Origin of the sequence: Clostridium sp. D33t1_170424_F3 (genome assembly GCF_015667585.1) — a bacterium.
In the GTDB taxonomy this organism is placed as follows: Bacteria; Bacillota; Clostridia; order Oscillospirales; family Acutalibacteraceae; genus Anaeromassilibacillus.
Genome location: NZ_JADPEG010000013.1, coordinates 85393 through 103618, shown reverse-complemented (window position 1 = coordinate 103618; position 18226 = coordinate 85393). Strand labels below are relative to the sequence as shown.

The following is an 18226-nucleotide window of genomic DNA, read 5'->3' as shown; positions in this document are numbered from 1 at the left end:
ATGACGGCCTGGTTCCGGCAGACAAGCCGGAAGAACCGGCGAAACCTGACAACAAGCCATCCAATAAGCCCTCCGGCGGCAATTCCGGCAGCAAGAAGCCGGCTGGCAATACCTCCGGCGACGGTACGGCGGTTGTAACGGCGAACCCGGTGGTCAGCGCGGCACAGAACGTAATGGGCCACAAGTCCGTGCGTTCCGACACGACGATGAACTTCACCCTGAAGAGAGGCAGCGCCTATTGCTTCAAGATGACGGTTGTCAACGGAAGCAATACAGCCCCGAGCTTTACCGTGGGCAATGGCAATGTGCTCAAGACGCAGTACGTCACCAGGATTGGCAACGACTGCTATTACAGAGTCTGGGCCGTCGGCGCACCGGGCCAAAGCACCGGCGTATATACGACAATGGCGGGTGAAAAAGCCCAGCAGCATTGTGTGGTGACCATCGGCTGAGAGAATCGCCTCTGTATGAATAGAGCTTAGAGGCATCCGATTTTTAGAGAAGCCCTCCTTTAAAAGAGGCTGTAGGTGTGGCAGACGCTGTGCGTCCGCATTCGGCCGAAAGTCTATAAAAAACAGCGTTCCCCGTCAGCTTTTATAGGCTGGCGGGGAACGCTGTTTTTCTATGTTTTATGGTCTCCCCCTGCAGAAGATGCTGTATTTAAAAGGAATGCATCCGTCGTTTGCGCTATTGCGGCTCTATCAACGTGCCGCGCACGCGCGGGCGGGAAACCTCCGCAACGCGCTGGTCCAGCCGCTGCTGGCCAAGGGTGTCGAGGAACAGCTTATTCAGGCTGCCCTGCGATTCCCGGCCGGCAACCAGGGAGAACAGCACTTCAATGGCGGCCTCTACACTGGGCAGCTCGTCGAACCGAATCAAAATCCGATCCGGGCTGACCTGTATAATTTTCATGATCCGCACGCTCGGCGTTTCGATAAAGCAGATGAACACCTTGAGCACCGGGCGGTCGTCCTCGTCTGCTGTGACGCGCGCGGTGCAGCCCACGGCGTAGATTTCGCCGTTCAGGCTGACGCAGCCTCTGCGTGGCGTGCCGTCCATCCCGGCGACGATCGGATTGGTATCCGCTCCGTCGGTGAGGGTGATCCGGCATTCCCCGGGGAAGAATTCCAGGCCGATCTGTGTCAGGCTGCTGCCGAAATTGTTTGTGGTACACTGCAAAATCAGCGGCATCAGCGCGGCGCTGTTGGGTTCCAGCGCAAACTGCCTGTGATGCAGCGGGCGAACCGCGTCCGGGACAGCGGGCGGGGGCGTTTCCTTTTCCGGAACGAACCGGCGCAGCAATCGCGCCATGAGCGGCGGCGCGCGCTTTGGCTTCGGCGCGGTTTCGCGGATGGCATACAGTCGGCCCAGCGCTTCCCGCAGGGCGCGCAGCGCCTTGATATCGTTTGGCAGGGGCGTTTCAGAGAGCTCGGAAGCGTCGTCGCCAAAGTATTTCTCAATGATGGGACAAGTCTCATCCGCAAACAGGCTGGGACTGCCGCTGGTGATCGCAATGACCATGTCGCGTTCCGGCAGCACCACCACATACTGGCCCAGCATGCCGTTGAACTGAAACGCGCTTTTTGCGCCGAAGCTCCAGATCTGGTAGCCGTAGCCGGTGGAATAGTCGCCCTCGCGCGTCGGCGTGTCCATTTTGGTGGAGGCCTCAATCCAGCTCTCTGAGATGAGCTGCTTCTCCACGCCGTCCACGACCCAGCGCCCCTTTTGCAGGTAGAGCTGGCCCAGCTTCGCCATGTCCACAATGCGCAGCCACAGGCCCCATCCGCCCTTTTCGATGCCCAGCGGGCATACGTCCCAGTGCACGTCCTGAATCCCCAGCGGCTCAAACAGGCGCGGCGTCAGGTATTCCACCAGCCCCATGCCGGTTTTCCGGTTGAGGATGGCGCTCAGCAGGTAGGTGTTCATGCTGTTGTAACTGAATTCCGCACCCGGTTCAAACGCACAGTCGGACTGCAAAATACCGCGCACCCAGTCTTTTTCCACCACGGAATTGACCTCGTTGCATTTCAGGCCGGAGGTCATGTTCAGCAGGTGCAGGATGGTGATGTTGTTGATCTTCGGGCTGCGGAACAGCGCGTTCTTGTCCTGAAAAAAGCTGACGGCCTTGTCCTCCAGGGACAGGAGGCCTTCCTCCACCGCGCAGCCCACCGCAAAGCTGACCACACTCTTGGAAAGGGAGAACATCATATGCGGATAGCTGCCGGAATACGGTTTCCAGCTCCCCTCCGCGATGATCCTGCCGTGGCGAAGCACCATCGCGCTGTGCACATGGATCGCCGCACAGCTGTCCAGCTCTTCAAAAAAGCGCTGGACCTGCTTGCTGGGAACGCCCTCGCGCTCCGGTGTGGAGCGGGGCAGGCCGCCGGAGTCCGCGCTGGGAATGTTCTTCTGTTTCTGCGGGGTGAACGGGTAAGGATTAATATGCTGCATGTCGCCCCGGAAGAGCTTCATCAGCAGGTCCACCATCTTCATCTGGGAAATGAAATCCATCATAACCGTGCCTCCGCGAAGGAGCGGTCAACCAGCTCTTCATAATTGATCTTTGTCTTGGGCCTGGGCGGCTCCAGGCCGAATTTTTCCGCAAGGCGGCGTTCCGCGCCCGGAAGCTGGATGTTCAGCTCGTCCGGCAGGTCCGGCAGCAGCAGGATCGCCTGCGTGCGGCTTTCCAGCAGGTAGCCGTCGGCGTCAAAGCCGGGCAGCGGCTTTACGCGCTCCGGTTCACCGCGCGCGTTCAGCGGCACGTGCAGCGCCTGGCAGACAGGCGGTATGCTCAGCAGCCGGCCGTCTCCCACGGCGCCGACCAGGTAGACCAGCGGATAATCCCTCAAAAAAGCGGCCAGCGCCCGGCACAGGCCGTCCGCTCTGGCGCTGGCGTTCACCGAGGCGACGTCGATCCGCAGGCGCGCCGCGTGCTTTTTAACCGCCTGTTCGCACAGTGCGGTGCGGCGTGCCTGATAGAATAAAAGTCCCGCGTTCATCAGTCATTCCCTCCCTCGCGGAAAAATCAAACCAAAGAGGTTTTAAAAATATGATCTATTCGATGGGCAGGCCGCAGAGATAGCGGCGCACCATGTCCAACGCGTAATTGGCGGCGCGGTCACGCACCCATTCGCGGCTTTTCACCTGGCCGACGGGCGGCATGCGGAACGCCCAGGTCTGTTTCCCGTCGCTCAGCGCCATGTGTACCAGTCCCACCGGCTTTTCCGGTGTGCCGCCGTTCGGCCCCGCTAGGCCGGTGATGCCCAATCCCAATTCACTGCCGGATTTCTTCTGTACGCCCTCCGCCATCGCGCGCGCGACGGGCTCGCTGACCGCGCCGTAGGCGGGGAACAGGTTCTCCGGCACGCCGAGCAGCAGGCTTTTGATCTCGTTGGAGTAGGTGACCGCACCCATGGAGAAGACCTCCGACGCGCCGGAAATATCTGTCAAACGCTTTGCCACCAGACCGCCGGTGCAGGACTCCGCCGTGGCCAGGTGCAGGCCCTTTTCCGCCAGCAGGCGGACGACCACCTCTTCGAGACTCTCCACGTCGACACCGTAGACGGAATCGCCCAGACGCGCGCAGACCTCCCGCACCAGCGGCTCGCAGAGCGCGGCGGCCTCCTCTTTGCTGGAAGCCTTGGCGGTCACGCGGACAAACATTTCGTTTTCCTTGGCATAGGTGGCGACGGTCGGGTTGGAGCCGGTGGTCAGATCCGCGATCTTTTCCTCCGCCGCGCCCTCGCCGATGCCGAATACCCGGATCATGCGGGAGACCAGCACCGCGTTGGACAGCTCCGCCAGATAGGGCATAACGTGGTTTTGCAGCATGGGAACCAACTCCGAAGGCGGGCCGGGCAGCATAATCAGGATTTTGCCGTCCGCGTTTTTAACGCCGCAGCCGGGCGCGGTGCCGCAGTCGTTCTGGAAAACGGTGCAGCCCTGCGGCAGATAGGCCTGTTTGTACTGGTTTTCCCCGCAGTAACGGTGTTTAAAGTAGGTTTCGATGCGCTGCCGGCTTTCCTCGTGCAGGACGAGCGGAACCCCCGCCACCTCGGCGATGGTTTCCTTGGTCAGGTCGTCGCCCGTCGGCCCGAGCCCTCCCGTGGTGATGACGATTTCGCTCCGGGAAAGCGCGTCCTGTAACGCGGCGCGCAAACGCTCCGGGTTGTCTCCAACCGTGCAGGCGTACAGCAGGTCGACGCCCAGCGTGGACAGCTCCCGCGCCACAAAGGTGGTGTCGGTGTTGATCGTGTGTCCGAGCAGCAGCTCCGTTCCAACAGAGATGATTTCCGCGTGCATAGAAAAATGCCCCCAATCAATGATATGGCGTAATTTTGCGCACCGTCGTGCGGGCGATGCAGTCGTCGAGCAGCGCCTCGCAGTCCAGCGCCGCTTCCGCCTCCAGTACCTTTTGCAGGTCCGGGCGGGTATTCGGATGCTTGGGTGTGAAGACGGTGCAGCAGTCCTCGTAGGGCTGGATGGACAGGTCAAAGGTGTCGATTTTTCGCGCGGTGGCGACGATCTCGCTCTTATCGGAGCCGATCAGCGGCCGGAAGACCGGCATCGTGGCCGCCGCGTCCGTGCAGACAATGGCGGGCAGCGTCTGGCTGGCCACCTGTCCCAGGCTCTCGCCGGTGATCAGCGCCTCGCATTCCTCCCGGCGGGCGATGCGCTCCGCCGCGCGCACCATAAAGCGGCGCATGATGATCGTAAAATATTCCTCCGGGCATTTTGCCATAATCTCTTCCTGAATTTTGGCGAACGGGACGGTAAACATGAACATGCGTCCAGCATATTGGCTGACCTTTTCCAGCAGCTCCACCACCTTCTGCTCCGCGCGCTCGCTGGTGTAGGGCGGGCTGGCAAAGTGCACGGCGGTCAGTTCCAGGCCGCGTTTGGCCATCTGCCATGCCGCAACCGGGCTGTCGATGCCGCCGCTGATCAGGATGGCGGCGCGGCCGCCGGTGCCGACCGGAATGCCGCCTGCGCCGGGCAGCGGCTGGCCGTGAATGTACGCGCCGAAGTCGCGTATTTCCACGCGGACAATCAGGTCCGGCTCGTGAACGTCGACGTGCAGGTTCGGGAACTGCTCCAGCAGGTATTCGCCCACCTGCGCGGAAATTTCCGGCGATTTCAGCGGGAAGCGCTTGTCGGAGCGCTTGCTTTCCACTTTAAAAGAGGAGATGCTGCTCAGCTGGCCGCGCAGGTAGTCCGCCGTGGCCTCCAGAATTTTTGGCATCTCTTTTTCCGCAACGCAGGCGCGCGAAAAGGCGATCACGCCGAACACCTTGGAGACCAGCTCCGCGGCTTCCTCCAGGTCAATGGAGTCGTCCAGCGGCTCCACATAGATGGTGGACTGCGCCTCCCGGATCTGGAACCGGCCCAGATGGTTCAGCCGGCGGCGCATATTGCGGATCAACGCGGCGGAAAAACTCTGCCGGTTGAGTCCCTTCAATACAATTTCACCCAATTTAATCAAAATAATCTCTTGCATATCATTTCCCTTATCTTTCCTGTAATCAGAGCGGACGGACGGCAAGGGTGGAGAGTCCCTCCCGCAGCGCGCCGATCAAAGCATCGACGTCGTCCATGGTGTTAAAACGGGAGAAGCTGACCCGCAGGGCGGAATCAATGCGCGCCTTCGGCAGGTTCATTGCTTCCAGCACCGGGCTTTTCTTTCCTTTGGAGCACGCGGAGCCGGATGAGACATACACGCCCCTGGAAGCCAGAAAGTGCAGCATGGTTTCCGCGCGGACATTTCCCGCGCTGAAGTTGACGATGCAGGGGAGCGCGTCCTCGGGAGAGTTCAGAATGACGCCAGGCAGTTCCAGAAGCCGTTCCCGGCAGGCGCGGCAAAGCGCGGCCATGTGTTCCTGCGCGGCACTGACCGGCGGCAGCGCGTCCACCGCTCTGCCGAATCCGCCGATGCACGGCACGGCTTCCGTACCGGCGCGCAGCCCGTTTTCGTGTGAGCCGCCGAATGAATGCGGAACAATGCGCACGCCTTTGCGCAGATACAGCGCCCCGACGCCCTTCGGGCCATGGACTTTGTGCGCGCTGACGCTCATCAGGTCGATTTTCATGCGGCCCGGCTTCAGGTCCAGCTTGCCGAACGCCTGCACGGCGTCCACATGGAGCAGGGCGGGGGCTTTTTTGGCGGCGATGGCCTGTGCGGCGGCCTCGATGGGAAGAATGCTGCCGACCTCATTGTTCACCGCCATCATGCTGACCAGAATGGTATCGGGCTGAATGGCCTCCCGTATCTGTTCCGGAGAAATGTGACCCCAGCTGTCGGGCTGCAGCCAGGTGACGGAAAACCCCTCTTTTTCCAGCTGGCGGACCGTATTCCCCACGGAGGGATGCTCAATCGCCGTGGTCACAATGTGGCCGCCGGAACGGCGGCGTGCGTACGCTGCGCCGAGCAGGGCAAGGTTGTTGCTCTCCGTGCCGCCGGAGGTAAAGATGATCTCTTCCTCTTTGGCGCCCAGCGCCGCCGCCACGCTGCGCCGCGCGGCGGTAAGCGCCTGCTCGGCCTGAAAGCCCAGCGTGTGCAGAGAGGAGGGATTGCCGTAGTGTTCCGTCATAAGCTCCATCACCTTTGCCGCGGCTTCTTCACAGACGCGCGTGGTGGAGGAGTTGTCCAAATAATGTTCCTGCAAAAGTAAAGACCTCCCGATGCTCTTTCATAAAATAATCTTTATTATACACCATCGCGCCGCCAAGGGCAACGCGCGCGTTGCGTTCGGTACGGCAGCTTTTTAAAGGAAATGCGGTTACTCCGCACCCAACGCTGTGGATTGACAACCGAAAAAAAGAAGGCTATAATGCAAATGTAAGGCGCTGCCGGTAAACGGTTGCCCCAAAACGACTTAAAAATAGCCGCTAGTGTAGGAGCTGGGCGGCTATTTTTTGTATACCTCCTGGCTGATCCGGCGGAAAAGGATTTTTGTTCTGTTCAAAGGCTGAAAATCTGACGGTTTTCTTGATGTATATGAAATACATCGAAAGTGTATCTATAATAAAGTTCACTTTTTCCTGATTTCTAAACCATGGAAAATGGTTCCTTATGTGTTTCAAAAACGAAGAATCTCATTGTATTTGTAAGATAAATATTTCTTTTTGTTGCTTGCCAGGTAACACAGGTCCCGGGAGCAGGTCCCGTCCGTCCCGCAACTGCGCGGAACCGATTTCGGAAACAGGAGAGAGCGGGCCGTGCCGACCGCAGGTCCGCAGGCCCAGAAAGGAGCCGCCGCTGCTATGAAAAATACCAAACAGCGTGAAGCCCTGCTTCACATCCTCCAACACTCCACCGAGCCGATGAGCGCGGAAGAGCTTTTCGCAAAGATGAAAGCGGCGTTTCCCACCCTGGCTTTGTCCACCATCTACCGAAATCTGGAACGATTCGCCGCGGCGTCTCTGGTGGACAAGGACGTTTTCGGAGACGGCGTCGTGCGGTACTCCTTTGCGCGGGCGCATCACGGCCATTATCTGGTGTGTACCGGCTGCAATGCAAAAATCAAGCTCTGCGATTGCCCGCTTTCCGGCATGGAACAGGAAATCGCGCGGGAAACTGGCTATTCCATTGAGAGTCATACCCTGACCATCTATGGAAAATGTCCGCGGTGTGCGCACGGGACGGAGAAAAAGGGAGGAGATACCCATGGAGTTTGAACTGAGAGCGTGGAAGCCCGGAGATGCGGACAGCGTGGCCCGGTACGCCAATAACCCGAGAATTGCGGCAAACCTGCGGGATGCGTTCCCCTATCCGTACACCCATGAGGATGCGGAAGCGTACGTCGAGAGCTGTGTAAATGAGGATTCCGCACGTCAATTGACCCGTGCCATTGTTATAAATGGGGAAGCGGCCGGCAGCGTCGGCGTGTTCCTTGGCACAGACGTGTACCGCAGGTCCGCCGAACTCGGGTACTGGCTGGCGGAGCCGTTCTGGAAGAAGGGAATCATGAGCGCCGCCGTCTGGCAAATCTGCGAAGAGGCGTTCGTGCGGTTCGATATTGTGCGGATTCACGCGGAACCGTTCGCTTTTAACAGGGGGTCACGCCGGGTGCTGGAAAAGGCGGGCTTTGCGCTGGAAGGCACGCTGCGAAAAAGCGTATATAAAAACGGCGTGATACAGGATTCCTGCTTATACGCGCTGCTGAAGGAGGATGTCCAATGAAGACCATCGGGCTGATCGGCGGAATGAGCTGGGAGAGTACCGTTGGGTACTACCAAATCATCAATACCGTTGTCAAGGAGACCCTGGGCGGGCTGCACTCCGCAAAATGCCTGTTGTACAGCGTCGACTTTGCGGAAATAGAGGCCTGCCAGTCCAGCGGAGACTGGGATAAAAGCGCGCGGATACTGACTGACGCGGCACAGCGGCTGGAGCGTGCGGGCGCGGACCTTGTGTTGATCTGCACCAACACCATGCATAAGGTGGCGGACCAGGTAGCCGCGGGAGTCAAAATCCCGCTCCTGCACATCGCGGAGGTCACGGCACAGGCGCTTTTGCGCCAGAATGTCCGCCGCGTGGGTCTGCTGGGTACTCAATATACCATGGAACAGGCGTTTTATAAGGCGAAGCTTGCCGAACAGAACATCGAAGTCCTGATTCCGGACGAAACGGATCGGAAATACGTCAACGACGTAATCTTTCAGGAGCTGTGCCTCGGTAAACTGCGGGAAGCATCCAGGCAGGAATTCCTGCGCATCATTGCCGGGCTGGCGGAACAGGGCGCGCAGGGCGTCATCCTGGGCTGCACGGAGATCGGGCTGCTGATACGGCAGGAGGATACGAAAGTCCCGTTGTTCGATACAACGCGGATCCACGCGGAAAGCGCCGCGCGTATGGCCATACAAGATTAAAAAACACGCAGGAACAGCTGGTTCCTGCGTGTTTTTGACTATTTGCCGGAGTTGTCTTTCCCCGGCTTTTTGTTAACGGTCTTATAAATCATATAGATGATGAAGCCCAATAACACTACGTCCAGGCCGATGCCCGGTGCGTTGACGTCTTTAATGTCAAGAACCAGCAAAACCAGCACAATGACGCCCATGACGCCGTACCCGGTCAGATTGATTTTAATATCTGGCAGTTTCATTTGTTACTCCTTTTTCCCGTCTGTCAGCTCCAAAATGAGCGACAGGATTTTTTGATTGCCGTCCGATTTGTCAAAGGCGCGGCAGGCGTCCCGCATTTCCTCCAGCCGGCGCGGGTCCTGCAGGAGGGAACGGATGGCAAAGGTACAGCTTGCGCCGCTTTTGAGCCGCACGCCCATGTTGTGCCGCTGCAGAAAATCTGCGTTGTCCTCCTCCTGCCCGGGGATCGCGTCGAACACTGCCATCGGCAGGCCGCTGGCCAACGCTTCGGAGACGGTCAGCCCGCCCGGTTTTGTAATGAGCAGGTCGGAGGCGTGCATATATTTGTGTACTTCGCTGGTAAAGGCGACTAACTCAGTCCGTTTGGGACTCGTGTCGATTTCCTTTTGAAACGCCTTGTACAGCTTTTCGTTTTTCCCGGTGATAACGATGATCTGGAAGTCGGTGCCCAGCATCACAATGTCCCGGTAAACCTCCAGAATATGATTGACGCCGAAGCTGCCCGCCATAATCAGCACGGTCGGCATCCCGGGAACCAGCTTCATCTGCCGCAGCAGCGCGTTCTTGTCGTCCTGCGCATAGAATTCTTCAAAGACGGGGATGCCGAAGGGATGGATTTTTTCCCGCGGTGCGCCCATCTGTGCGAACTGATCCGCCATTTCATCCGAAGCGACGACAAAAGCGTCCGCGTGCGGTGCGAGCCAGGCCATATGCGGGCCGTAGTCCGTCAGAATATTGACCAGTGGCACCCGGGTCAGTCCCTTTTCCTTCAGGGTGGAGATCATCTGTCCCGCGAAGTGGTAGGTGTCCAGCACGATGTCCGGCTGGAATTCTTCCAGCAGCGCGAGCAGCTTTTTGCTGAGCAGGGCATTGATACGGGGCAGAAGAGCGGCAAACCGGGTTGGCTTGTTCGTGGTCCGATACAGCGTGCCGAAAACGCCCGGCGCGTGCTTGGCGGAGAAGCGGTAGCCATCGCAGCAGATCGAATCCACCAGCTTGCCGGCATACTTGAGCGCGTCCTCCACACGGACCTCCGCGCCCGCCAGGTGCGCGTTTAAATACGCTTCCAGCGCCTGTGCGGCCCGCTTGTGGCCTCCGCCCGCGGAAGCGTAGAGCAGTAAAATTTTCAAGGGGCATCCTTCCTTTCGGGTTCGGTCAGCCTGCGCATCAGCCAGAAGATGTTTTCACCCGACTGTGATTTGTCGAAGCGCTCGCAGGAAGACCGCATGTTTTCCAGGCGCAGGTTGTCCTCCAACAGCGTGCGGATCGTTGTGCCGCAGCGTTCTCCGGCATGCAGGCGCACAGCCATGTTGTGAGAGAGCAGGAAGTCCGCGTTGTCCTCCTCCTGCCCGGGGATGGCGTCGAAGACCGCCAGCGGGATATTGCAGGCCAGCGCTTCGGAGACGGTCAGCCCGCCCGGTTTGGTCACCAGCAGGTCGGCGGCGTGCATATATTTCTCCACTTCATTGGTAAAAAAGATCAGCTTTGCCCGCCGGGCGCTGTGCGCCAGCTCCTCCCGAAACGCCTCGTAGAGCTTTTCATTCCGGCCGGTGATCACAATGATCTGGAAACGCAGGTCCAGGGCGTCGATTTCCCGGTAAATCCGCATGATGCCGGACACGCCGAAGCTGCCCGCCATAAACAGAATGGTCGGCACGCCCGGTTCCAGCTGCATTTCCTCCAGCAGGGCGGTCTTGTCCTTCTGGTCAAAGAAGACGTCCTCCACGGGGATGCCAAAGGGATAGATCTTGTCCCGCGGCGCGCCCATCTCCACCATCTCCGGGATCATATCCTCGTTGCTGACGACATAAGCGTCCACGCGCGGCGCGATCCAGGCGCGGTGCGGGCCGTAATCCGTCATCAGGCAGATTAATGGGGTGGACAGAACGCCCTTTTCCTTTAAAGGGGAGATCATCTCCGTGGCGAACGGATGCGTGGAGAGGATAAGGTCCGGGTTTTGCTCGCGCAGCATGGGGATCAGGCGCAGACCGAACAGGCCACTGAAGTGCGTCATCAGCGCGTTCAGCGGGCTTTCCTCGTTGGTTGCGCGGTACAGCTGCCCAAATATTTTGGGCGTTTTGGTTGCCAGAAAGCGGTAGCCGTCGCAGCAGGTCTTGTCCAGCAGAGTGCCGACACACTTGAGCGCGTCCACCACCTCGACGGTGCTGTCCGGGTCGTTTTCCCGGATATATGACTGGATGGCGCGGGCGGCGCGCAGGTGCCCGCCGCCGGTCGCGGCGGAAAGTATCAGGATTTTCACGGAATCCCTCCCATGTACAATTGAAATCCTGGCATTCATCTGTTTCGACAATGCTTTTGATAATATTATTATACCATAAAAGAGGCGCAGCCTCCATCATAAGTTTATGGGCATGGAAACGGGCCGGCCATTGGAAACGATAAATCTGCGTAACAGATCATAAATATAGTGTAAGATTTTCCAGGTAACCAGAAGCGTTGCTCTTCATTACGCCGTGCGGTTATTATTCCATGAAGAGGCGCAGCCTCCGTCACAACGGAACAATGTTCGCCCAGGCGTCAAAATCTCTGATTTTGGTAACGCCGTGCGGTTATTATTCCATGAAGAGGCGCAGCCTCCGTCACAACGGAACAATGTTCGCTCAGGCGTCAAAATCTCTGATTTTGGTCACGCCGTGCGGTTATTATTCCATGAAGAGGCGCAGCCTCCATCACAACGGAACAATGTTCGCTCAGGCGTCAAAATCTCCGATTTTGGTAACGCCGTGCGGTTATTATTCCATGAAGAGGCGCAGCCTCCGTCACAACGGAACAATGTTCGCCCAGGCGTCAAAATCTCCGATTTTGGTAACGCCGTGCGGTTATTATTCCATGAAGAGGCGCAGCCTCCGTCACAACGGAACAATGTTCGCCCAGGCGTCAAAATCTCCGATTTTGGTAACGCCGTGCGGTTATTATAACATAGTTTGGAGGCGATTCAACAAGAAACAGGGGGAATTTCTGTTATCCAATCAAAAAGGGGACAGATTGGTGATAAAGCTGTAACTTTACAATTGGCGGAAAAGGATATATGATATAAAGACATTAGAATGTATCAAATTGTCTTTAAGGGTTATCCGATAGAGGCCGATCGCAACACAGGAGGAACAATATGGGCGGCAATCGTTACAGAAATCAACAGGACAACGGACGCGAGATTTATTCCGGCGCGCCCGTTGGCGATAAGAGGAAATGGTGGATCATCGGCGGCTGCGTATTGGCGGCGGTCGCGATCATCTGTCTGGTGGGCGCGGGCATCGGCATGCTCCGCACGGATGGGATGGAATCCCAGCCGGAGAGCCTGCCGCAGTCGCAGCTGGCAGACGATACCTTTTATAAAGGCGTCGTCGTGGAAGGCGTCGATCTGGGCGGCATGACCATGGAGGAGGCCGCCGCAAAGCTGAAGGATGTGGAGCCGGCGCTCGGCGCGGACTGCCGCGTCACAATGGAATATGAGGGCAAGAGCTGGGAGCTGACAAAGGACGATCTGACCTTTACATACAACACGGAGGAAGTGCTCCGGGAGGCATACGATTACGCCCGCTCCGAAGAGGACGAAGCGGAGCGCGCCCGGATGATTGCGGAGCTGGAGACCCAGCCGAAAACTTTTTCCATCACCGCTTCGCCGGAAATGACCGGATTAAAGGAAAAATTGACCGAGCTGACAAAGGAACTGAATCAGGCGGCACAAAATGCGACCGTCAAAAGCTTTGACGCGTCCAGCGAAACCTTCACCTTTGCGGAGGGCCAGAACGGCCGGCAGGTGGATGTGGATGCGCTGGCTGCCTCAGTGGAGTCCGTGCTGAAAAACGAGCGCACAGGGAGCGTCACAATTCCGGTCAAGGAAGAGCATTTCACCGTCACAGCGGCGGACCTCAAGGCCAACATGAAGAAAATTGGCGTCTACAGCACCAAGTCCACCAATACCAGCAACGGCAATCACAATATGAAGCTTGCGATGCAGGCGATGAACGGAACGGTCGTGGGGCCGGGAGAAACCTTTTCCTATTTTGACAAAGTAGGAGCCTGCAGCAAGGACGACGGCTATTTGCAGGCAAACGCGATTGTCAACGGCAAGCTGGTCCCGTCCTACGGCGGCGGCATCTGCCAGACCAGCACCACACTTTACGGCGCGGTGCTTCGCGCCAATGGCGAGATCGTGGAGCGCTCCAGCCATTCGATCAAATCCACCTACTGTCCCGTCGGACAGGATGCGGCGGTCAGCTACGGCGCGTTGGATTTTAAGTTCAAGAATACGACAAATTACCCGATGTATCTGTACACAACCATGGAGGGCAAGACCCTTACGGCGGCGATTTACGGCTACCAGTCGCCGGAGTACGACAAGATTGAGATCACGTCCCAGCAAACGGAGGTGATTCCGGCAACCAGTACGCCCAAGTATACCGTGGATAAATCCATGGCGAAGGGAACCATGCGGCTGGACGCCAAGGCCCGAGAGGGTTACCGCGCCGCCGCACAGCGCGTGTATTATAAGGACGGCAAGGTGGTTAAGACAGAGAAACTGCCGAACTCGTATTATCGCCCCGCGCCGGCTTATTATTCCATTGGGCCGGATACCGATCCGGCAACCGCGACGCTGGTCAACGACAGCGGCAAGCCGGTCAACGGCCAGCCGACCAGCAGTACGCCTCCGGCGGAAACGCCCAGCGCCCCGGCGACGCCAACGCCCGAGACGCCGAGCAGCACGCCTCCCGCAGAAACGCCGGTCAATCCGGAAACGCCGCCCGTACAGACGCCGGAAACGCCCGTTACGGAAGGCGGAGACGCGGCGCAGTCCGTCACTCCCGCGCCGGACGCCATTCCGCCCGAGCAACAGACGCAGGTAAATCCTACAGTTTGAAAAACAGCGACGGTTACCGACTTTTAAGTGCCTTCCGGTTAACCCGGCAGGAAGGATTTTTTGTTACGTTCAGAGGTGGAAAATCCGGTGATTTTTCTGATGTAATAAAAAACAACTGCGGGTTCCCGGTTCTTGAGCGCTTTCCGAACAGCATGGAAGAAAAATGATTTTTATAAGATTTTATCTTTTGGGTAAAATAAGGAAGCAGCCAAATTTGTCCGAACGCTTGACAATTCCCACTGAATTTGTAAGAATAAAGACGTCGAAAGATTGAAAAACAGGATAGAAATAAGTGATAGAAAGGGGGCTGTCTGAACATGCAGGCAAAAACACCGGCAGTCAGTATCGTCATTCCCGTTTACAACGTGGAAAAGTTTTTGCGACAATGTCTCACCAGCCTGGTGGAACAGACCTTTCAGGACCGGGAGATTATCGCGGTAAACGACGGTTCAATTGACGGCTCGTTGGCCATACTAAGAGAGTTCGAAGAAAAATACGATTTCATCACCGTGGTCGATCAGGAAAACAAAGGAATGTCCAAGGCGCGCAACCGGGGCCTGAACCTGGCGCGCGGCGAATATATCTGCTTCATCGACAGCGACGACTATGTGGCGCCCAATTTTCTGGAGCGGCTGCACCAGGCCTGCATGGAAAACGACGCGCAGATTGCCTGTTGCTACTACTATTACCGCTTCCCAACCTCAGGCTTTACGTTTGAATACCCCTTCCGCTGCAGCGGCGTCCTGACCCGTGAAGAGGCCATGAACAAGCTGCTGCGGGATACCCAGATTCAAAGCCTGGTGTGGAATAAAATGTACCGCCGCAGCCTGTTTACGGATTACGATATCACCTTCCCGAGCATTGCATTTGAGGATATGGCGACCGCAAACAGGGTATTTGCGCATGTGGACCGGGTGGCGGTACTGGACGAACCGCTTTACTATTATAATCAGCACAGCACCAGCACGCTGGCGACCATCAACGCCAATAAGATCAACGATTTTATCCGCGCGGTGGCAATGGTGCGTCTTTCGCTGGAGAAAAGCGGCCAGTTTGCCCAGTACAAAAAGAGCTATCTTGCACTGACCCGCAAGACCTCCATGTGCTGCTACTGGTATGTACTGCGCCTGTACAAGAATCGAAAATCCATGCGCGGCTGTCTGAGCAATATGAAGCGTATCAATCGCGCGATGCGCCATTATACAGCGGACAATTTTGACGCCGCCTGTCCGCAGCTCCCCGATGTGGTCTGCGTGCCGACGGATAAAAAGCTGGAAAAGGATTTTTCCGTACGCTGAAAACAGAATGTTTTTCCGGGCGATGCTGTCCCGCCGTGCCCGATGTGCGCGGCAGGCAGCGTCGCCCGTTCTCTTTTGCCGGTTTCTACCCCGGCGGCCTTGTGAACAAACGATATGAAAGGGGACCCTGTATGAAAAATGACGGATTTGTACGGCTCGCGGCGGCGACGCCGCGCGTGAAAGTGGCGAACTGTAAGTATAATAAAGAACGAATATTACAATTGGTAAAAGATGCGGCGGCACAGGGCGCGAGTGCAGTGGTATTTCCGGAGTTGTGCCTGACAGGTTACACCTGCGGCGACCTGTTCCACGACGCAACGCTGCTTTCGTCTGCGGAACAGGCTCTGCGGGAGCTGATGGAGGAAACAAAAGAGCTGGACGTACTGGCGGTGGTCGGCCTGCCTGCGGCCTTCGGCGCGTCGCTGTACAATACAGCCGCCGTGTTTTGCAGAGGCAGGCTGCTCGGTTTGACGGCTAAAAGCCATATTCCCAATTACAGCGAGTTTTACGAGGCGCGCTATTTTGCCGCCGCGCCGCCGGCGGATCGGCCGGTTCCCGTTACCTTCTGCGGGCAGCAGGCCCTTCTGGGCCGGGAGCTGCTCTATTCCTGTGTGGAATGTCCGGACATGATCGTGGGTGTAGAGATCTGTGAGGACCTCTGGGTACCGGAGCCGCCTTGTGTGCATATGGCGCAGCACGGTGCGGCCGTTATGCTGAATCTTTCCGCAAGCGATGAGGTCGTCGGCAAGGTGGAGTATCGCAGAAGCTTAGTGCAAGGTCAATCCGCCCGCTTATTCTGTGCCTACGCCTATGCCGATGCGGGGGAAGGCGAATCCTCCACGGATCTGGTGTTTGCCGGTCACAACCTGATTGCGGAAAACGGCATTTTGCTGAAGGAAAGCAAAGCCTTCAGCACGGGGCTGCTTACGGCAGAGGTTGACCTGCAGCGTCTGCGCCAGGAGCGCCGCCGCGCAACAACCTGGACAAATTTGTCGGGCGGGACGTCCGTGTCGTTCTCTATGGCGATACCGGAGCTGGAACTGACGTCTGATATTGCACAGCAGCCGTTTGTTCCCGGCAATTCGGCAGACCTTTCCGACCGGTGCGAAACCATTCTGGGCGTGCAGGCTGCGGGTCTGAAAACCCGGTTGGCCCACACCGGGGCCAAAAGTGTGGTTCTGGGGCTTTCCGGCGGGCTGGATTCTACCCTGGCCCTGTTGGTGGCGGTGCGCGCGTTTGACGCATTGAACCTGCCGCGCAAGGGAATTCTGGCTGTGACAATGCCGGGCTTCGGCACCACGGGCCGCACAAAGGGCAACGCCGAAAAGCTGGCGGAGCTGCTGAAGGTGGATTTCCGCACGGTGCCGATCGGGGAAGCGGTCAGCGGGCATTTCCGGGACATCGGGCACGATCCCGCGGTGCGCGATGTGACGTATGAAAACGCGCAGGCGCGTGAGCGCACGCAGATTTTGATGGATATTGCCAACCAGACCGGCGGGCTGGTCGTCGGCACGGGCGATCTTTCGGAGCTGGCCCTGGGCTGGGCGACGTACAACGGCGACCACATGTCGATGTACGGGGTCAACGCCTCCGTGCCGAAAACACTGGTGCGTCATCTGGTACGCTATGCGGCGGAACGGGCGGGCGGCGCGCTGGGTGCGGTGCTGAAGGATATTCTGGATACGCCGGTCAGTCCGGAGCTGCTGCCGCCGGAAGGGGAGGAGATTGCCCAACAGACGGAGGGCCTGGTCGGCCCGTACGAGCTGCATGACTTTTTCCTGTATTATATGCTGCGTTTTGGTTTTGCACCGGGCAAGATATACCGTCTGGCGCTGCGCGCCTTCGCGGGCGTGTACGATGCGGCGACCGTAAAGAAATGGCTGTACACCTTTTACCGCCGCTTCTTTGCGCAGCAGTTCAAGCGTTCCTGTATGCCGGATGGGCCAAAGGTTGGGCGTGTGGCGCTTTCTCCGCGCGGGGATTGGCGCATGCCGAGCGATGCGAGCGCCCGTATTTGGCTGGAGGAAATTGAAACGCTGTAATACAAATAGAAATATTGGTAAAATTAATACTAAGTGTATTTGAAAACATGTTATAAAAGAAGTTCCTTTGTAGAGTGACATGTTAAAAGGCCCGTAAAATCCTTTTTAAACGGATGTTACGGGCCTTTTAATATACTTTCGCGGCCGTTTGACATGTTTGCTTGGCTGCTTTGCATAGGGAACGGATTCTGCAATAGCCTGGTATTTTATTTAAATGCAGCGGCATGCGAAAAGAAAGCGTTGACAAAGTAATTAATAGGTGATATATTTATCACATAATGATAGAAATAATTCACACAAGGAGGAGAGAAAATGAAAAACAAATTTGCCTGCCTGGGGTTTCTGGGTCTGATCGGTTTTCTGGGATTCCTCTGTTCCAGTCCGATCCTGTTCAGCTTTTTTGCCAACTTTGTCTTTTTCACCTATGCGCGCGTTGTTCCCGACGAGCTGTTTTGGGAAAATGTAAAGCAGGCGGGGCTTGTTGGCTTCCTGACAGAGATGACGCTATCCTCGGCGGTCATCGCCTGCGGGCTTGTCATGCAGGACTGGCGCGTCGGGAATCCCGCGTCGTTTTTGATTGGCGGGCTGGCAGTCACGCTGACAATCAGCGAGCTGTTGTTTCTGCTGGTTCTTTCCTATCGCGAGTATAAAGAGAAAAGAGAGCCGGTGGGAGAATGACGCTGAAAACAAAGCTTCGCGAACACCGCGCACGAATGGGGATGAAACAGGAGGAGCTGGCAGCCCGGGTCGGCGTTCGGCGGGAAACCATCGGCCATCTGGAAAATGGGAAATACAATCCGTCTCTCAAGCTGGCGATGGATATCGCCAGCGTGTTTCATACTACGGTGGAGGAACTGTTCCAATTTGATGAGGAATAGAACCGGACAGGGAAACCACGTGTT

The 18226-nt window shown here is 57.4% G+C and carries 17 protein-coding genes; 9 read left to right on the top strand and 8 right to left on the bottom strand.

The window, feature by feature from the left end:
* Positions 1-452 (top strand): hypothetical protein (locus I4V53_RS10315; RefSeq protein ID WP_195985606.1); only part of this gene is annotated, 452 nt, incomplete at its 5' end.
* A gap of 235 nt (positions 453-687) precedes the next feature.
* On the opposite strand, the gene I4V53_RS10310 is transcribed toward I4V53_RS10315, so the two are convergent.
* From I4V53_RS10310 to I4V53_RS10290, 5 genes are read right to left on the bottom strand one after another with little or no spacing between them, the layout of a single operon-like run.
* On the bottom strand, positions 688-2514 hold the full coding sequence (locus tag I4V53_RS10310) for a serine hydrolase domain-containing protein (protein WP_195985605.1): 1827 nt from the start codon (positions 2512-2514) through the stop codon (positions 688-690).
* Positions 2511-2999 carry a hypothetical protein gene (locus I4V53_RS10305; protein ID WP_195985604.1) on the bottom strand — a complete coding sequence of 163 codons (489 nt, stop codon included), beginning with the start codon at positions 2997-2999 and terminating at the stop codon, positions 2511-2513. The genes I4V53_RS10310 and I4V53_RS10305 overlap by 4 nt, the downstream gene beginning before the upstream one ends.
* Before the next feature lie 55 nt (positions 3000-3054).
* On the bottom strand, positions 3055-4302 hold the full coding sequence (locus I4V53_RS10300) for a competence/damage-inducible protein A (protein ID WP_195985603.1): 1248 nt from the start codon (positions 4300-4302) through the stop codon (positions 3055-3057).
* 16 nt (positions 4303-4318) lie between these two features.
* Complete coding sequence (gene thiI, locus I4V53_RS10295) at positions 4319-5497, bottom strand: tRNA uracil 4-sulfurtransferase ThiI (RefSeq protein WP_195985602.1); 1179 nt, start codon at positions 5495-5497, stop codon at positions 4319-4321.
* A gap of 25 nt (positions 5498-5522) precedes the next feature.
* The gene (locus tag I4V53_RS10290; protein ID WP_195985601.1) at positions 5523-6662 is read right to left on the bottom strand and encodes a cysteine desulfurase family protein; all 1140 of its coding nucleotides are present in this window, start codon (positions 6660-6662) and stop codon (positions 5523-5525) included.
* 598 nt (positions 6663-7260) lie between these two features.
* On the opposite strand from I4V53_RS10290, the gene I4V53_RS10285 reads away from it, so the two are divergent.
* From I4V53_RS10285 to I4V53_RS10275, 3 genes are read left to right on the top strand one after another with little or no spacing between them, the layout of a single operon-like run.
* The gene (locus tag I4V53_RS10285) at positions 7261-7674 is read left to right on the top strand and encodes a Fur family transcriptional regulator (protein WP_195985600.1); all 414 of its coding nucleotides are present in this window, start codon (positions 7261-7263) and stop codon (positions 7672-7674) included.
* Entirely contained in the window at positions 7664-8179 is a 516-nt protein-coding gene (locus tag I4V53_RS10280; protein WP_195985599.1) for a GNAT family N-acetyltransferase, read from the top strand. The genes I4V53_RS10285 and I4V53_RS10280 overlap by 11 nt, the downstream gene beginning before the upstream one ends.
* Positions 8176-8868, top strand: a complete 693-nt coding sequence (locus I4V53_RS10275) for an aspartate/glutamate racemase family protein (protein ID WP_195985598.1) — start codon at positions 8176-8178, stop codon at positions 8866-8868. The genes I4V53_RS10280 and I4V53_RS10275 overlap by 4 nt, the downstream gene beginning before the upstream one ends.
* Before the next feature lie 38 nt (positions 8869-8906).
* Here the strand turns inward: I4V53_RS10275 and I4V53_RS10270 are convergent, their stop codons facing one another.
* The 3 genes from I4V53_RS10270 to I4V53_RS10260 are packed head-to-tail and all read right to left on the bottom strand — an operon-like array spanning position 8907 to position 11362.
* Complete coding sequence (locus tag I4V53_RS10270; protein ID WP_195985597.1) at positions 8907-9104, bottom strand: hypothetical protein; 198 nt, start codon at positions 9102-9104, stop codon at positions 8907-8909.
* A 3-nt stretch (positions 9105-9107) separates the two neighbouring features.
* Positions 9108-10232, bottom strand: coding sequence for an MGDG synthase family glycosyltransferase (locus I4V53_RS10265; RefSeq protein ID WP_195985596.1), 1125 nt, complete (start codon positions 10230-10232; stop codon positions 9108-9110).
* Positions 10229-11362: an MGDG synthase family glycosyltransferase gene (locus I4V53_RS10260; RefSeq protein WP_195985595.1), complete on the bottom strand. Its 1134-nt coding sequence runs from the start codon at positions 11360-11362 to the stop codon at positions 10229-10231. The genes I4V53_RS10265 and I4V53_RS10260 overlap by 4 nt, the downstream gene beginning before the upstream one ends.
* 870 nt (positions 11363-12232) lie before the next feature.
* Here I4V53_RS10260 and I4V53_RS10255 point away from each other — a divergent pair.
* The 5 genes from I4V53_RS10255 (at position 12233) to I4V53_RS10235 (ending at position 18202) form a co-directional block, all read left to right on the top strand.
* Positions 12233-13984, top strand: a complete 1752-nt coding sequence (locus I4V53_RS10255; protein WP_195985594.1) for a VanW family protein — start codon at positions 12233-12235, stop codon at positions 13982-13984.
* 317 nt (positions 13985-14301) lie between these two features.
* Positions 14302-15282: a glycosyltransferase gene (locus tag I4V53_RS10250; protein ID WP_286167108.1), complete on the top strand. Its 981-nt coding sequence runs from the start codon at positions 14302-14304 to the stop codon at positions 15280-15282.
* Positions 15283-15413: 131 nt separating this feature from the next.
* Positions 15414-17324, top strand: a complete 1911-nt coding sequence (locus I4V53_RS10245) for an NAD(+) synthase (RefSeq protein WP_195985593.1) — start codon at positions 15414-15416, stop codon at positions 17322-17324.
* Between the two features lie 312 nt (positions 17325-17636).
* Entirely contained in the window at positions 17637-18002 is a 366-nt protein-coding gene (locus I4V53_RS10240) for a DUF3796 domain-containing protein (protein ID WP_195985592.1), read from the top strand.
* The gene (locus tag I4V53_RS10235) at positions 17999-18202 is read left to right on the top strand and encodes a helix-turn-helix transcriptional regulator (RefSeq protein ID WP_195985591.1); all 204 of its coding nucleotides are present in this window, start codon (positions 17999-18001) and stop codon (positions 18200-18202) included. Before I4V53_RS10240 ends, I4V53_RS10235 begins: the two co-directional genes overlap by 4 nt.
* The last annotated feature ends 24 nt before the right edge of the window (positions 18203-18226 follow it).

Bases quoted from the DNA above. Each gene is read 5' to 3' on its own strand.
- I4V53_RS10310 (WP_195985605.1), bottom strand. From the start codon at position 2,514: ATGATGGATTTCATTTCCCAGATGAAGATGGTGGACCTGCTGATGAAG.
- I4V53_RS10305 (WP_195985604.1), bottom strand. From the start codon at position 2,999: ATGAACGCGGGACTTTTATTCTATCAGGCACGCCGCACCGCACTGTGC.
- I4V53_RS10300 (WP_195985603.1), bottom strand. From the start codon at position 4,302: ATGCACGCGGAAATCATCTCTGTTGGAACGGAGCTGCTGCTCGGACAC.
- thiI (WP_195985602.1), bottom strand. From the start codon at position 5,497: ATGCAAGAGATTATTTTGATTAAATTGGGTGAAATTGTATTGAAGGGA.
- I4V53_RS10285 (WP_195985600.1), top strand. From the start codon at position 7,261: ATGAAAAATACCAAACAGCGTGAAGCCCTGCTTCACATCCTCCAACAC.
- I4V53_RS10280 (WP_195985599.1), top strand. From the start codon at position 7,664: ATGGAGTTTGAACTGAGAGCGTGGAAGCCCGGAGATGCGGACAGCGTG.
- I4V53_RS10275 (WP_195985598.1), top strand. From the start codon at position 8,176: ATGAAGACCATCGGGCTGATCGGCGGAATGAGCTGGGAGAGTACCGTT.
- I4V53_RS10270 (WP_195985597.1), bottom strand. From the start codon at position 9,104: ATGAAACTGCCAGATATTAAAATCAATCTGACCGGGTACGGCGTCATG.
- I4V53_RS10255 (WP_195985594.1), top strand. From the start codon at position 12,233: ATGGGCGGCAATCGTTACAGAAATCAACAGGACAACGGACGCGAGATT.
- I4V53_RS10250 (WP_286167108.1), top strand. From the start codon at position 14,302: ATGCAGGCAAAAACACCGGCAGTCAGTATCGTCATTCCCGTTTACAAC.
- I4V53_RS10245 (WP_195985593.1), top strand. From the start codon at position 15,414: ATGAAAAATGACGGATTTGTACGGCTCGCGGCGGCGACGCCGCGCGTG.
- I4V53_RS10240 (WP_195985592.1), top strand. From the start codon at position 17,637: ATGAAAAACAAATTTGCCTGCCTGGGGTTTCTGGGTCTGATCGGTTTT.
- I4V53_RS10235 (WP_195985591.1), top strand. From the start codon at position 17,999: ATGACGCTGAAAACAAAGCTTCGCGAACACCGCGCACGAATGGGGATG.